This window comes from Burkholderia sp. AU27893, assembly GCF_002223205.1.
Taxonomy (GTDB): domain Bacteria; phylum Pseudomonadota; class Gammaproteobacteria; order Burkholderiales; family Burkholderiaceae; genus Burkholderia.
In genome coordinates this window covers 1,432,650-1,446,662 of the sequence record NZ_NKFD01000004.1, presented here as the reverse complement: position 1 = coordinate 1,446,662, position 14,013 = coordinate 1,432,650, and the positions used below count along the sequence as shown (strand labels likewise).

The window sequence follows — 14,013 nt, the reverse complement described above, 5'->3', positions numbered from 1 at the left end:
AAACGCCCGTGAGGCGTCACCGATTCACCGATAGGAGCCCAGCAACATGACCAAGCAGCATCCGTTCCCGATGTTTCGTCCGCGCGCGTGTTTCGTCGCGCTTGCCGGCGCGTTCGCGCTGTCGGCCGCGGTGCCCGCGTTCGCGCAGCAGACCGCGGTGATGGCGGTGGATTCGACGTTCACGACGATGGACCCGTACGACGCGAACGACACGGTGTCGCAGGCCGTCGTCAAGTCGTTCTACCAGGGGCTGTTCGGCTTCGACAAGGACATGAAGCTCGTCAACGTGCTGGCGACGAGCTACGACGCGAGCCCCGATGCAAAGGTCTACACGATCAAGCTGCGCCAGGGCGTGAAGTTTCACGACGGCACCGATTTCAACGCGGCGGCCGTGAAGGCGAACTTCGACCGCGTGACCGATCCCGCGAACCACCTGAAGCGCTACAACATGTTCCGCGTGATCGAGAAGACCGAAGTGGTCGATCCGTACACGGTGAAGATCACGCTGCGCGAGCCGTTCTCGGCGCTGATCAACACGCTCGCGCACCCGTCGGCCGTGATGATCTCGCCGGCCGCGCTGAAGAAGTGGGGCCGCGACATCGCGCTGCATCCGGTCGGCACCGGCCCGTTCGAGTTCGTCGAATGGAAGCAGACCGACGACCTGAAGGTGAAGAAGTTCGCCGGCTACTGGAAGAAGGGCTATCCGAAGATCGACGCGATCGACTGGAAGCCGGTGGTCGACAACAATACGCGTGCGGCACTGATCAAGACGGGCGAGGCCGATTTCGCGTTCCGCATTCCGTTCGAGCAGGCGGCCGACCTGAAGGGCAACCCGAAGGTCGACATCGTGGAGCGGCCGTCGATCGTGCAGCGCTACGTGTCGCTGAACATGCTGCAGAAGCCGTTCGACAACCCGAAGGTGCGCCAGGCGCTGAACTACGCGGTGAACAAGGAAGCGCTCGCGAAGGTCGCGTTCTCCGGCTTCGCGACGCCGTCCACCGGCGTGGTGCCGCAAGGCGTCGACTATGCGACGAAGCTGGGCCCGTGGCCGTACGACCCGGCGAAGGCGCGCGCGCTGCTGAAGGAGGCCGGCTATCCGAACGGCTTCGAGACGACGCTGTGGTCCGCGTATAACAACTCGACGTCGCAGAAGGCGATCCAGTTCGTGCAGCAGCAGCTCGCGCAGGTCGGCGTGAAGGTGCAGGTGCAGGCGCTGGAGGCCGGCGAGCGCGTCGCGAAGGTCGAGAGCGCGCCGGATCCGGCGAAGGCGCCGGTGCGGATGTACTACATCGGCTGGTCGTCGTCGACGGGTGAAGCGAACTGGGCGATCACGCCGCTGCTCGCCGGCGCGTCGGCGCCGCCGAAGCTCGTCAACACCGCGTACTACAAGAACGACACGGTCGACGGCGATCTGACGAAGGCGCTCGAGACGGTCGATCGCGCGAAGAAGACCGACCTCTACGCCGATGCACAGAAGCAGATCTGGACCGATGCCCCGTGGATCTTCCTCGTGCAGGAGAAGATCGTGTATGCGCGCAGCAAGCGGCTGCAGGGCGCGTACGTGATGCCGGACGGCTCGTTCAACTTCGACGAAATCTCGCTGAAATGACAGTGGTGATGACGGCGGTTCGTCCGCCACGCGGTGCCGGCGGCGTGAGCCGCCGGCACGCTGAATCGATCGGTGCCCCATGCTGAATTTTCTCGTCAAACGCCTGTTCGGCCTGCTGCCCACGCTCGCGATCGTCGCGGTGCTGGTGTTCCTGTTCGTCCACCTGCTGCCGGGCGACCCGGCGCGGCTCGCGGCCGGCCCCGAAGCCGACGACGCGACGGTCGCGCTCGTGCGTGCCGATCTCGGGCTCGACCGGCCGCTGCCCGCGCAGTTCGTGAACTTCTTCACGAAGATCGCGCACGGCGACTTCGGCATGTCGACACGCAGCAAGCGGCCGGTCTCGACCGAGATCGGCGAGCGCTTCATGCCGACGCTGATGCTGACGCTCGTCAGCATGGTGTGGGCGACGGCCTTCGGGATGGCGATCGGCATCGCGTCGGCGGTGTGGCGCAACCGCTGGCCCGACCGACTCGGCATGACGCTCGCGGTGTCGGGCATCTCGTTTCCCGCGTTCGCGCTCGGGATGCTGCTGATGGAAGTCTTCTCGGTGAAGCTCGGCTGGCTGCCGGTCGTGCCGGACGGCTCGTGGAAGAGCTACGTGCTGCCGTCGCTGACGCTCGGCGCCGCGGTCGCGGCCGTGATGGCGCGCTTCACGCGCGCGTCGTTCGTCGAGGTGCTGAACGAGGATTTCGTGCGCACCGCGCGCGCGAAGGGCGTGCACGAGCCGATGGTGGTGCTCAAGCACTGCCTGCGCAACGCGATGATCCCGGTGGTCACGATGATGGGGCTGCAGTTCGGCTTCCTGCTCGGCGGCTCGATCGTCGTCGAGGTCGTGTTCAACTGGCCGGGGCTCGGCCGCCTGCTCGTCGACGCGGTGACGATGCGCGACTACCCGGTGATCCAGGCGATCGTGTTGCTGTTTTCGCTCGAGTTCATCCTGATCAACCTGACCGTCGACGTGCTGTACGCGGTCATCAACCCGACCATCCGGTTCAAGTGAGGCGCGCATGAATGCGACAGTCCAGACCGCGGCGCCGGCCGCACCCGCCGCGATCCGCACGCCGTGGCGCGAATTCTGGCGCAAGTTCCGCAAGCAGACCGTCGCGCTCGTCGCGGGCGGCTTCGTGCTGGCGCTCGTCGTGCTGGCGTTCGTCGGCCCGCACGTCGTGCCGTTCGATCCGGAGAACTATTTCGACTACGACGCGCTGAACGCGGGGCCGTCGGTCGTGCACTGGTTCGGCGTCGATTCGCTCGGCCGCGACATCTTCAGCCGGATCGTCGCGGGCACGCGCATCTCGCTCGCGGCCGGCTTCTTCTCGGTCGCGCTCGGCGCGGTGATCGGCACGTTCTTCGGGCTGCTCGCCGGCTACTACGAAGGCTGGTGGGACCGCATCACGATGCGTGTGGCCGACGTGCTGTTCGCGTTCCCGGGCATCCTGCTCGCGATCGGCGTGGTGGCGATCCTCGGCAACGGGATGGTCAACGTGATCTGTGCGGTCGCGATCTTCAGCATCCCGGCGTTCGCGCGGCTCGTGCGCGGCAACACGCTGATGCTCAAGCACATGACCTATGTCGAGGCCGCGCGCAGCATCGGCGCGTCGGACTGGACGATCATCATGCGGCACATCCTGCCGGGCACCGTGTCGTCGGTCGTCGTCTACTTCACGATGCGGATCGGCACGTCGATCATCACGGCCGCGAGCCTGTCGTTCCTCGGGCTCGGCGCGCAACCGCCGACGCCGGAGTGGGGTGCGATGCTCAACGAGGCGCGCGCGGACATGGTGACGGCGCCGCACATCGCGATCTTCCCGAGCCTGGCGATCTTCCTGACCGTGCTCGCGTTCAACCTGCTCGGCGACGGGCTGCGCGACGCGCTCGATCCGAAACTGGAGCGCCGCTGATGCGCCATGCTCCGATGTGGACGGCGACGCTGCCGGCCGGGCCGCGCGGCACGATCGCCGACGTGCCGGGCGTGACGGTCGGCCATTGCACGCTCGATGCGGGCAACGTGCAGACGGGCGTGACGGTCGTGAAGCCGCATCCGGGCGACGTGTACCGCAGCAAGGTGCCGGCGGGGGCCGCGGTGATCAACGGCTTCGGCAAGAGTGTCGGGCTCGTGCAGGTCGACGAGCTCGGCACGCTCGAGACGCCGATCGCGCTGACCAATACGTTCGGCGTCGGCGCGCTCGCGCAGGCGCAGATCCGCGCGGCGATCGCGGCGAATCCGCAGATCGGCCGCGACTGGTCGACCGTCAACCCGCTCGTGTTCGAGTGCAACGACGGCTATCTGAACGATATCCAGGCGTTCGCGGTCACGCCCGAGCATTACGACGACGCGTGCCGCGCGGCATCGCGTGACGTCGCACGCGGCGCGGTGGGCGCGGGGCGCGGGATGTCGAGCTTCGACCTGAAGGGCGGGATCGGTTCGGCATCGCGCGTCGCCGTTGCGGCCGGGCGGCCCTATACGGTCGGCGCGCTCGTGCTCGCGAATTTCGGCCGGCTGCCGATGCTGACGCTCGGCGGCGTGCCGCTCGGGCGCATCGTCGCGCAACGGCGTGCGGCCGAGGCCGCGCATGCGGCGGCGCCGGAGCAGGGCTCGATCATCCTGCTGCTGGCGACCGATGCGCCGCTCGATGCGCGGCAACTGTCGCGGCTCGCGCGCCGAGCCGGTGCGGGGCTGGCCCGCACGGGCTCGGTCTACGGGCACGGCAGCGGCGACATCGCGCTCGCCTTCTCCACCGCCTACACGATCGCGCACGACGCATCGACTCTCGCGCTGCCGGCCCTCGTCGCCGATGCGGCGCTCGATCCGCTGTTCATGGCCGCGGCCGAAAGCGTCGAGCATGCGATCGCTGACGCGTTGCTGCAGGCCGTGACGGTGGCCGGGCGCGACGGCCACGTGCGGCAATCGCTGCGCGATGCGGTGCCCGATCTCGATCGCCTGTTCAACGAAGGCCACGAAGGACGTCTTACCCAGTCATGAAAATCCTGATTTCGACCGACATCGAAGGTGTCGCCGGCGTATTCGCCATCGAGCAGACGCGTGCCGGTAATCCGGAATACGAGCGTGCGCGCCGCTGGATGACCGCCGAGGCGAACGCGGCGATCGAAGGCGCGTTCATGGGCGGCGCGCAGGCGGTGTGGGTCAACGATTCGCACGGCGGTTTCCGCAACCTGCTGCCCGACGGGCTCGATGCGCGTGCGCGTGTCGTGCTCGGCAAGCCGCGCATGCTCGGGATGATGACGGGCGTCGAGCAGCAGCCCGATCTCGTGTTCATGATCGGCTATCACGCGAAATCGCAGACGCGCGGCGTGCTCGCGCACACGATCAACAGCTTTGCGTTCACGCAGGTCTGGCTGAACGGCGTCGAACTCGGCGAAGCCGGGCTGTACGGTGCGCTGGCGCGCGAATACGGCGCGCACGTCGCGCTGGCCACGGGCGACGACGTGTTCGCGGCGGAAACGCGGCCGCAGTTTCCGGATGCGCATTTCGAGACGGTCAAGACGGCCGGCGGCGCATCGAGCGGCGATACGCTCACGCCCGCCGCGTCATGTGCGCGGATCGCCACGGCTGCGCGCGAAGCGGTTGCGCGCGCATTGTCGGCAGGCGTGCGCGCCGGCGCCCATCGGCCCGCGCCGGCCGCGTGCACGCTGCGCGTGCAGACGGCGGCGCTGGCCGACCTGTTCTGCGTGCTGCCGTCGCTGGAGCGCGTCGATGCGGTGACGCTGCGCTTCGACGGGCCTTCGGTCGAGCATGTGGTGCGCACGCTGAACAGCTTGTCGGCGATGTCGTTCATGCTGCGGTGATGCGCATGACCGCCATGCTCGTTGCGCGCCGCGCGTCGTCAGGGGTTGCCGACGGGGTTCGCCGTCACGGCGAGCAGGAACGCTTCCATCGCGGCGACAAGCGCGAGCGGCGTCTCGTTCATCGGGTAGTGGCCCGCGTTGCGCAGCACGTCGACGGTGGCGAGCGGATAGCGCCGCAGGTAGGTGCGGGCCATCAGTGCCGCGTCGAACGCCGGATCGTGCTCGCCGATCAGTACTTTCACCGGATGGGTGCCGACGATCTCGTCGCCGAAATCCGTATCGGCCCACGCGCGGAAGTACGCGCCGAACGCCGGCGACGACGAACGGGCTGCCGAATACGCCGCTTTCCACTCGACCCAGGCGGCGGGCAGGCGGCCGCCGGTGCTGCGATCGATGATGGTCCGGCGATCGGCGACGTGGTCGGCGGCACGTTCGAATAGCGCACGTTTTTCGGCATCGAACGGCAGGCCGCCGCACGGCACGGGCGTGACCGGCACCAGCGCGCGCACGCGTTCGGGCGCGATGACGGCGATTTTCTCGGCCGCCATCGCGCCCATCGAATGGCCGACGATGCTGAAGGTCGCGAAATCGAGCGTGTCGGCCAGCGCGAGCGCGTCGGCGGCGATCTCGTCGATCGTGTAGTGGCCCGCTGCGTCGCGCATGCGGCCGTAACCTCGGTAGTCCATGAATACATAGCTGAAGTGTTCACACGACAGCCACGCTTCGACGGGTTCGAACGCGTGGGCGTCGCCGAACCAGCCGGGCAGTACAAGAACAGGGTGGGGGCCGTCCCCCACGCGATGAAACGTATTCGGCATGTCCGCTCCGATGCAGTGGTAATCCGGCCGATCAGGCCGACGGGGCTTGCGGCCGCGAGGTCGCGCAAGGGTGGAGCGGATCGTAGATCGCGCGAAGGAGACCCGCCTTCGATATCGGGTCATTGATGATGGAATTCGGGCCGTGAGAAATACGCTGCTAGATCCCTACGAAAACATTCCGCGAAGCGTGGTCGTGACCGCGAACGACTATGCGGCAGGCACGACGTTTCCGGAACACGCGCACGGGCGCGGGCAATTCGCGTTCGCGTCGCGCGGCACGATCAGCGTGTCGACGCCACACGGGCGCTGGCTGGTGCCGCCGCAGCGCGCGTGCTGGGTGCCGGCCGGCGTGCGGCACGAAATGACGATGACCGGGCCGGTCACGATGCTCAACACGTTCGTGTCCGGCGACGCCGCGCTTGAGGCGGGCCTGCCCGACCAGTGCGGTGTGTATGGCGTATCGGCGCTGCTGCGGCAACTGATCGACGATGCGATCGACTTGCCGGCCCTGTACGACGTCGACGGGCGCGCGGGCAAGCTGATGGCGCTGCTGGTCGCGGAAATCGCGACGATGCCGCGCCTGTCGCTGCATGCGCCGCTGCCGGCCGACGCACGGCTGGCGAAGGTGTGCCGGCACTTGCTTGCGTCGCCGTCGATCGCGGCCGATCTCGACCAGGTCGCCGCGGACGCGGGCTTGAGCCGCCGCACGTTCACGCGGCAGTTTCGTGCGCAGACGGGCGTGAGTTTTGCCGTATGGCGCCAGCAGGTGTGCATGCTCGCGGCGATCGCGCGCCTGAGCGACCGGCAGCCGGTCACGCGGGTCGCGCTCGATCTCGGGTATGCGAGCGCCAGCGCGTTCACGTCGGCGTTTCGCCGCATTCTGGGCGATACGCCGAGCCGCTATCTGGAGATTCGGCGTTGACCGGAACGAAGTGACGCACGCCACGCCGGTGTGCCGCTCGCCGCAAAAAATACGCGCCTGCCAACTTCGGTCAGACGCGTTTCAAGGCACCCGGTCAGAAAAAATGCGCGCACGGCCTGTCGGGCGGTGTCGCGCATGACATGTGTAATTGTTTCCTGTTCCGATTCAATCTCGTTGAAGCGTTGCGGATAGTGAAGAATACGCCGCGTAACGCGCAAACGATATCGTGTCGGACGAACGACTTGTGTGCTGTCGCAGCATGCGTTTCAACCGTGCGTTCGATGCGGGGGCGGAAGGCCCGTCGCAAGGCCGTCGGCACCCGTGACGGGGCTCGATGCACTGCAGCATCGAATGATGGAGACGGACCAGGAAAAACGCCGCGTGGCGCGATGCCTGTCGGTATCGCGCCACGCGGCGGTACGGTAGCGGGCGAAGCCGGCGTGCGCCGGCCCGCGCGTCACACGTCGAAGAACACGGTTTCGTCCGGCCCCTGCATGCGGATGTCGAAGCGGTAGACCACCGGGCGGCCCGGCTGCGCGTCGCGTTTCGCGACGAGCGTCGCGCGGCGTTCGGCCGGCACGGCGTTCAGCACGGGGTCGGCTGCGTTCGCGGCGGCTTCGTCGTCGAAGTACACGCGCGTGAACGCGTGGGTGAGGATCCCGCGCATCATCACGGTCACGTTGATGTGCGGCGCTTCGCCGGCGGCGAGGCGGCCCGGCTTCACCGTCTCGACGACGAAGCGCTGCTGCGCATCGGTGCCGGTGCCGACCCGCGCGAAGCCCGTGAAGCCGGATTTCGCGATGTCGTCGCGCGAGGCGGGGTAGCGGCCCGCGCTGTCCACCTGCGTGAATTCGAGCACCGCGTCGCCGACGACGTTGCCGTCACCGTCGAACACCTGGCCGACCAGCAGCACGTGTTCGCCTTCGGCGTGCGCCGCGGCGATCGTCGGCGTGAACAGGCTCTTCAGGTCGTAGTCGTATTGCTGCGGGCACAGGCCGTACGCGAAATACGGGCCGACCGTCTGCGAAGGGGTTTGCTTCAGCGTCGTCATGGTTCAGCGCTCCATCGGGGTAGCGTCACGGCCGCGCAGCACGATGTCGAATTCGTAGCCGAGCGCATAGCCTTCTTCGGTGATGTCCATCGAGAAGCGCGAGATCAGGCGCTCGCGCGCGGCCTCGGGCGTGCCCTGGAAGATCGGGTCGTACGCGAGCAGCGGGTCGCCGGGGAAGTACATCTGCGTGACGAGACGCGAGCCGAAGTAATCGCCGAACAGCGAGAAGTGGATGTGATTCGGGCGCCACGCGTTCGGATGGTTGTCCCACGGGTATGCGCCGGGCTTGATCGTCAGGAAGCGGTAGCGGCCTTCGTCGTCGGTCAGGCAACGGCCTGCGCCGAGGAAGTTCGGGTCGAGCGGCGCGTCGTGCTGGTCGACCTTGTGCACGTAGCGGCCGGCTGCGTTCGCCTGCCACACCTCGACGAGCGTGTTGCGCACGGGCTTGCCGCCTTCGTCGAGCACGCGGCCCGTGACGACCATGCGCTCGCCGAGCGGCTCGCCGTTCTTCACGGCGTTCTTCGTCAGGTCATGGTCGAGTGCGCCCAGATCTTCGGCGCCGTAGACGGGCGCGTACTGGTCGCGGAGCTTCTCCTTCAGCGGGATCAGCGGGCGCGTCGGGCCGCGCTTCACCGACGAACGGTACTCGGGGTGGATATAGGCCGGATGCGACGGCCAGTCGCGCGGCGTGAGGATCGTGGGGGAATCCATCGGGCGTCTCCTGATAGGTCTTTCGCGAAGTGGATGGCACGACTGTAGCCAATCCGGAAAGTTATGCAAAATGACCTTTTTTAGCGAATCGCATAACCGTTCGTTATGTCTGACGCGCCAATGAAAATTCCGCCGGACAGGATGCCTGTCCGGCGGAAAAAGCGATCGGGCTTCGCGTCGTCGGTGACGACCCCGTGCACGGCCCTCCAGCCAGCCCGTCACTGCTTTTTTATGGTGTCGTTCTTGTTGTTATCCGGTCTCCCTGAGCGCCTGTCATGACGGGCGGCCGGGATCGAACACGATCCCGTCGAATTCGAGTGACAGCGTGCCGCTGCGCAGCAGCGCGGCCGGCGTCGCATCCCGGTCGGCACCGAGCACGTCGCTCACGTAGCGCGCGCAGAACCCGCGCCGCGTCCGCAGGTTGAAGCGGTTGCCGAGCAGGGCGTCGATCCGTTGTTCGGCGATTGCATGCACCTGGCGCTGCGCATCGGCGCTCGGCGCCGCGACGCGCCGGGCCAGCGCGATGCGTCCGCCGCCGGTCCGGGCGACGAAGCGCGACAGCGGCGTGAGCTTCGTCCACGCCAACGCCGATTCGGCGATCACGGGCTCGTCGCCCGACGTGTCGACGACGATGCCGAAGCGATTGGCCCACGCACCCGTCGCGCCTGCCGCGTCGCGCGGCGCATTCGCCGGCACGCGGATGAACACGAGATCCCCGACGTGCGCGCTGGCGGCCAGCGTGCGGACCGTGGCGAGCGGCATCGAGCGATCGGTGTCGCGGGCATCGCGCGGGGCGGGGTGATGCGATTCGTAGGCAGCGGTGTCGGTTCGGGTGGTCATGTCGGCTCCGTCGTTCGGTGACAGCACGGAGCGGATTATGCAGACAAGTATCCGAATGTGTTCGTCGGTGCGCGCAGGTAGCCTAATATCTGACCTCGAGCATCACTTTTCGATACCAAAATGACCGAAACCGCCCAACTCATCGACATGCTGAAGCGCCAGCTGAAGGCGCAGGGCATGACCTACCGCGACGTCGCACGTGCGCTCGACGTTTCCGAGACCAGCGTGAAGCGGCTGTTCGCCAGCGGCCGCTTCACGCTGGAGCGCGTCGTGGAGATCTCCCAGCTGCTCGGCTATACGCTGGCCGAGCTCGTGCAGGAGGCGTCCGCGTCGGCGCCGAGGCTGCACGTGCTGACCGAGCAGCAGGAGGCGCTGCTCGTGTCCGACGACAAGCTGCTGCTGGTCGCCGTCTGCGCGATCAACTACTGGACGGTGCAGGACATCGTGTCGGCCTATCAGGTGACGAAGGCCGAGTGCGTGAAATACCTGTTGATGCTCGACCGGATGAACGTCATCGCGCTGTTGCCGGGCGACCGGATTCGCGTGCGCGTCGCGCGCGATTTCGACTGGCTGCCGGGCGGGCCGATCCGCCGTTACTTCCATGCGCATGCGCTCGGCGATTTCCTCGACAGCCGCTTCGACGGCGAAGGCGAGACGATGACGTTCTCGCAGGGGATGCTGACGGAGGCTGCTTCCGCCGAGCTCGAACTGGAGTTGCGCCGGCTGCGCAGCAAGGCGGCCGCGCTGCATGCGGAATCGTCTTCCGCGCCACTCGCGCAGAAGCGCGGCACCAGCTTGCTGATCGCGAAGCGGATGTGGGAGCCGGCCGGTTTCCAGGCACTGCGGCGCAACGCGTGACGCGTGACGTATCGTCGAGCGCTTGGGACTATCCGGAAAGTTATGCAAAATGGCATTTCATCGTCAATCGCATAACCACCCGTTATGAATAACCGTATCGCCGACGGCCGCGTCAAGTTTCGGCACCTGCAGTGCTTTCTCGCGGTCGCCCAGTCGGGCGGCGTGCAGAAGGCAGCCGAAAGCCTGTCGATCACGCAGCCGGCCGTGTCGAAGACGATCGCCGAGCTGGAGGCGATCCTCGGCGTGAAGCTGTTCGAGCGCGGCCGGCAGGGCGCGCAGCCGACCCGCGAGGCGCAACTGTTCATGCCGCACGCGAACGCGTGCGTGCTGGCGCTGCGGCAAGGTGTCGGGCTGCTCGCGCGCGAAGGCGGGGCCGCCGCGGCGACGCTGGAAATCGGCATGCTGCCGACCGTCGCGGCATCGCTCGCGCCCGCGTTGATGAAGGCGCTCGCGGCGCGCTGGCCGCGCGTCGTCGTGCGGATCGCGACGGCCGCGAACGCCGATCTGCTCGAGCGCCTGAAGTCCGGCGCGATCGAGTGCGCGATCGGGCGGCTGTCGGAGCCGGAGCGGATGATCGGGCTCGCGTTCGAGCAGTTGTACAACGAGCCGCTCGTCGCCGTCGTGCGCGCTGGGCATCCGCTGCTCTCGCATGCGGCGCCGGCGGCCGAGCTTGCGCGCTATCCGGTCGTGCTGCCGCCGTTCGGCACGCTGATCCGCCAGTCGGCCGAGCAGCTGCTTGGCGCGTGCGGCGTGCCGCCGCTGGATGCGTTCATCGAGGTGTTGTCGGTATCGGTCGCGCGTGCGCTGGCACTCGAAAACGACGCGGTCTGGTTCGTGCCGCTCTATGCGGCCGAATACGACCTGTCGGCCGGGGCGCTGGCACGCTTGCCGCTGCCTTCGGCAGGCACCGATGAGCCGGTCGGGCTGGTGCTGCGCACCGATGCGCAGCCGTCGCCGGTCGCGCGGACGCTGATCGATGCCGTGCGCGACATCGCGCGGTCGCGGTTCGGCGAGACGCGTGAACGCGGGACGTCACGCGCGGCGCGCAAGCCGGCTCGTCGCGACGATTGAGCCGGCGGGCCGCCTCCCGTTCCCGGCTGCCGGATTGGCCATCCGGTCAGTAGCCGCCCTCATGGTGCTTGGCATATCGTACCAATTTTGGTACGATTGGTGTCAGGACGATGACGAGAGAGCAGATCCAGGTCACGCTCGGCGTGCGGTTCTTCCAGACGGCCCGTGGCAACGAGCCGGTGCGCGAATGGCTGAAGGCGCTCGGGCAAGCGGAGCGAAGGGCGATCGGCGAAGAGATCAAGACCGTTCAACTCGGCTGGCCGCTCGGCATGCCGCTGGTCCGGAAGATGGCGCAGGATCTGTGGGAGATCCGCGTGATGTTGCCGGGGCGAAGCGCCCGCGTGCTGTTTACGGTCGTCGGCGACACGATGGTGCTGCTGCACGGCTTCTTCAAGCAGTCGCGGGCCACGCCGTCGGACGATCTCGATGTCACCGTCGCGCGCCTGAAAGCGCTGATGCGCGCCATCTGAATTCCCCGGTTGCGCCGGAACGCACCGTCTTCGACGGTCAGGCCGCCGGCAACGCCATGCACTGGAGTACCCATGACGACCACGAACAATCCGCATATCGGCAGCGATTTCGATACCTTCCTCGAGGAGGACGGCAATCTCGAAGCGGCCACCGCCACCGCGATCAAGCGCGTGATCGCCTGGCAGATCGGGCAGGAAATGAAGGCGCAGCACATCACGAAAACCGCGATGGCCGCACGGATGAAAACCAGCCGCGCCGCGCTCAACCGTCTGCTCGACGAAACCGACACGAGCCTCACGCTGGCGACGCTCGCGAGCGCGGCCACCGCGCTCGGCAAACGGCTCAGCTTCGAGCTGGTGCCTGCCTGACGGGCGCGAAGCATCGGCGGACGGCCGAGGCAGCGCCCCCGCGCATGATGCACGCGGCGGCGTGGCCGGCGATCCGGCCGGCGGTTCGGGGATGATCAGCCCGCGCGTCGCCGCCAGCAGGCGCGTGTCGGCCCGCGCGCAGCTGCCGGGTCACTCGCGCGGCCCGGCCACCTGCAGATAGAGCAGCGCCCCGCCCGCGAGCAGCAGCGGGCACAGGATGTACCAGCCGGTCGTCAGGAACAGCGCGGCCACCGCGACCAGCGAAATCCATGCACAACGGTGCGCGATGCCGCCGCGCGGCAACAGTTTCAGCGCGGCGGCCGCGCCGAGCCCGTACACCATCACGAAGCACCCGGAGGTGACGAGCACGAGCGGCTTCGGCCCGACGTCCGACAGCGTCGTCGCAGCGAGAGCGACCACGGCGAGCAGGGCGATCACACCGAGGCTGCGGCGCGGGACGCCGCCGACCTGGCTGCCTTGCGCGAGCCACGCGGGCAATGCGCCGTCGCGCCCGAGCGCCGCGCCGAGCTTGGCCGCGCCCGCGAAGTACGCGTTCATCGTACCGAGCGTGAGCAACAGTGCGGCTGCGGCGGCCAGCACCTGCGCATGGCCGCCGATGCCGCCCGCGATCAGTTCGGCGAGCGGCGCACCCGATCCGCCCGCGGACGGCCCGAGCACCGTCACGCTCGCGGCAGCAACCGACAGATACAGAAACCCGACCACCACGACCGCGATTCCCGCCGAGCGCGGCATGTCGTGCGCGGGCCGGCGGAATTCGGCCGCGAGATGCGTGATCGCTTCCCAGCCGGCGAAACTCCACACGAGCAGCGCGGCGGCCTGGCCGACCGCGAGCCAGCCGTGCGGCGCGAACGGATGCAGGTTCGCGGTGCGTGCATGCGGCGCGGAGGCGAGCACCGCGGCGAGCAGCAGCGTGACGAGCAGTGCCGACAGCACGAGCTGCATGCGGCCCGAAACCGTGACGCCGAATGCATTCGCGGCCGACACGGTCGCGATCAGCGCGGCAGCGGTGACGATGACCGTGGTGTGCCCGCCGCCCGTGACGGCTGCGACGTAGGCGCCGCCGAACATGGCGGCGGCCGGTGCGCCGGCCGGTACCGCGAAGTAGAAGCACCATCCGACGATCGCCGCGGCTTTCGGCCCGAATGCGCGCCGCGCATAGGTCGATACGCCGCCTGCGTCGGGATAGCGCGCGCCGAGTGCGGCGAAGGTGGCCGCGAGCGGCCCGGACAGTACGACCAACGCCGCCCACGCGAGTAGCGAGGCGGGCCCCGCCACCTCGGCGGCCAGTGCGGGCAGCGCGATCACGCCGGTGCCGAGCACCGCGCCGATATAAAGCGCGGCGCCCTGGAAAATCGTCAGCGAGCCCGCGTGATGAGCGGCGGGCGATTCGACATGCGAGGGCATGGACAGCAGTCTCCGGAAGTCTTGTTGTGTTCGAGCGCGGGCGCTCGTGCGGAAAATCGTTC

The 14,013-nt window shown here is 68.0% G+C and carries 15 protein-coding genes; 10 read left to right on the top strand and 5 right to left on the bottom strand.

The features are described from left to right. Positions 1–46 precede the first annotated feature (46 nt). The 5 genes from gsiB to CFB47_RS26285 all read left to right on the top strand — a co-directional run bounded on the left by gsiB (position 47) and on the right by CFB47_RS26285 (position 5,416). Positions 47–1,609: a glutathione ABC transporter substrate-binding protein GsiB gene (gene gsiB, locus CFB47_RS26305; RefSeq protein WP_089458027.1), complete on the top strand. Its 1,563-nt coding sequence runs from the start codon at positions 47–49 to the stop codon at positions 1,607–1,609. 79 nt (positions 1,610–1,688) lie between these two features. Beyond that, a complete protein-coding gene (gsiC, locus tag CFB47_RS26300; RefSeq protein WP_085037810.1) occupies positions 1,689–2,609 on the top strand; it encodes a glutathione ABC transporter permease GsiC in 921 nt (306 codons plus the stop codon). Between the two features lie 7 nt (positions 2,610–2,616). Continuing rightward, positions 2,617–3,510, top strand: a complete 894-nt coding sequence (gene gsiD / locus CFB47_RS26295; RefSeq protein ID WP_089462774.1) for a glutathione ABC transporter permease GsiD — start codon at positions 2,617–2,619, stop codon at positions 3,508–3,510. After that, positions 3,510–4,592 carry a P1 family peptidase gene (locus CFB47_RS26290; RefSeq protein WP_089462773.1) on the top strand — a complete coding sequence of 361 codons (1,083 nt, stop codon included), beginning with the start codon at positions 3,510–3,512 and terminating at the stop codon, positions 4,590–4,592. The genes gsiD and CFB47_RS26290 overlap by 1 nt, the downstream gene beginning before the upstream one ends. Then, the gene (locus CFB47_RS26285) at positions 4,589–5,416 is read left to right on the top strand and encodes a M55 family metallopeptidase (RefSeq protein WP_089462772.1); all 828 of its coding nucleotides are present in this window, start codon (positions 4,589–4,591) and stop codon (positions 5,414–5,416) included. Before CFB47_RS26290 ends, CFB47_RS26285 begins: the two co-directional genes overlap by 4 nt. A gap of 38 nt (positions 5,417–5,454) precedes the next feature. Here CFB47_RS26285 and CFB47_RS26280 read toward each other — a convergent pair whose 3' ends face one another. After that, the gene (locus CFB47_RS26280) at positions 5,455–6,234 is read right to left on the bottom strand and encodes an alpha/beta fold hydrolase (RefSeq protein WP_089462771.1); all 780 of its coding nucleotides are present in this window, start codon (positions 6,232–6,234) and stop codon (positions 5,455–5,457) included. Between the two features lie 142 nt (positions 6,235–6,376). Here CFB47_RS26280 and CFB47_RS26275 point away from each other — a divergent pair, with 142 nt between their 5' ends. Next, on the top strand, positions 6,377–7,156 hold the full coding sequence (locus CFB47_RS26275; RefSeq protein ID WP_089462770.1) for a helix-turn-helix domain-containing protein: 780 nt from the start codon (positions 6,377–6,379) through the stop codon (positions 7,154–7,156). Between the two features lie 457 nt (positions 7,157–7,613). Here the strand turns inward: CFB47_RS26275 and pcaG are convergent, their stop codons facing one another. From pcaG to CFB47_RS26260, 3 genes are all read right to left on the bottom strand, one after another. Continuing rightward, positions 7,614–8,207 (bottom strand): protocatechuate 3,4-dioxygenase subunit alpha, encoded by a 594-nt coding sequence (pcaG, locus tag CFB47_RS26270; protein ID WP_089458034.1) that lies wholly within the window; start codon positions 8,205–8,207, stop codon positions 7,614–7,616. Positions 8,208–8,210: 3 nt separating this feature from the next. Beyond that, positions 8,211–8,918: a protocatechuate 3,4-dioxygenase subunit beta gene (gene pcaH, locus CFB47_RS26265; protein WP_089462769.1), complete on the bottom strand. Its 708-nt coding sequence runs from the start codon at positions 8,916–8,918 to the stop codon at positions 8,211–8,213. 273 nt (positions 8,919–9,191) lie between these two features. Continuing rightward, positions 9,192–9,758: a YiiX/YebB-like N1pC/P60 family cysteine hydrolase gene (locus CFB47_RS26260; protein ID WP_089462768.1), complete on the bottom strand. Its 567-nt coding sequence runs from the start codon at positions 9,756–9,758 to the stop codon at positions 9,192–9,194. Between the two features lie 120 nt (positions 9,759–9,878). On the opposite strand from CFB47_RS26260, the gene CFB47_RS26255 reads away from it, so the two are divergent. From CFB47_RS26255 to CFB47_RS26240, 4 genes are all read left to right on the top strand, one after another. Continuing rightward, positions 9,879–10,616: a helix-turn-helix transcriptional regulator gene (locus CFB47_RS26255; protein WP_089442668.1), complete on the top strand. Its 738-nt coding sequence runs from the start codon at positions 9,879–9,881 to the stop codon at positions 10,614–10,616. Between the two features lie 84 nt (positions 10,617–10,700). Further along, positions 10,701–11,687 carry a pca operon transcription factor PcaQ gene (gene pcaQ, locus CFB47_RS26250; protein WP_089462767.1) on the top strand — a complete coding sequence of 329 codons (987 nt, stop codon included), beginning with the start codon at positions 10,701–10,703 and terminating at the stop codon, positions 11,685–11,687. Positions 11,688–11,797: 110 nt separating this feature from the next. Beyond that, a complete protein-coding gene (locus CFB47_RS26245; RefSeq protein WP_089442666.1) occupies positions 11,798–12,157 on the top strand; it encodes a type II toxin-antitoxin system RelE/ParE family toxin in 360 nt (119 codons plus the stop codon). A 72-nt stretch (positions 12,158–12,229) separates the two neighbouring features. Further along, positions 12,230–12,526 (top strand): XRE family transcriptional regulator, encoded by a 297-nt coding sequence (locus tag CFB47_RS26240; protein WP_011658604.1) that lies wholly within the window; start codon positions 12,230–12,232, stop codon positions 12,524–12,526. 150 nt (positions 12,527–12,676) lie between these two features. On the opposite strand, the gene CFB47_RS26235 is transcribed toward CFB47_RS26240, so the two are convergent. Continuing rightward, positions 12,677–13,951 carry an APC family permease gene (locus CFB47_RS26235; RefSeq protein WP_089442665.1) on the bottom strand — a complete coding sequence of 425 codons (1,275 nt, stop codon included), beginning with the start codon at positions 13,949–13,951 and terminating at the stop codon, positions 12,677–12,679. Positions 13,952–14,013: the final 62 nt, after the last annotated feature.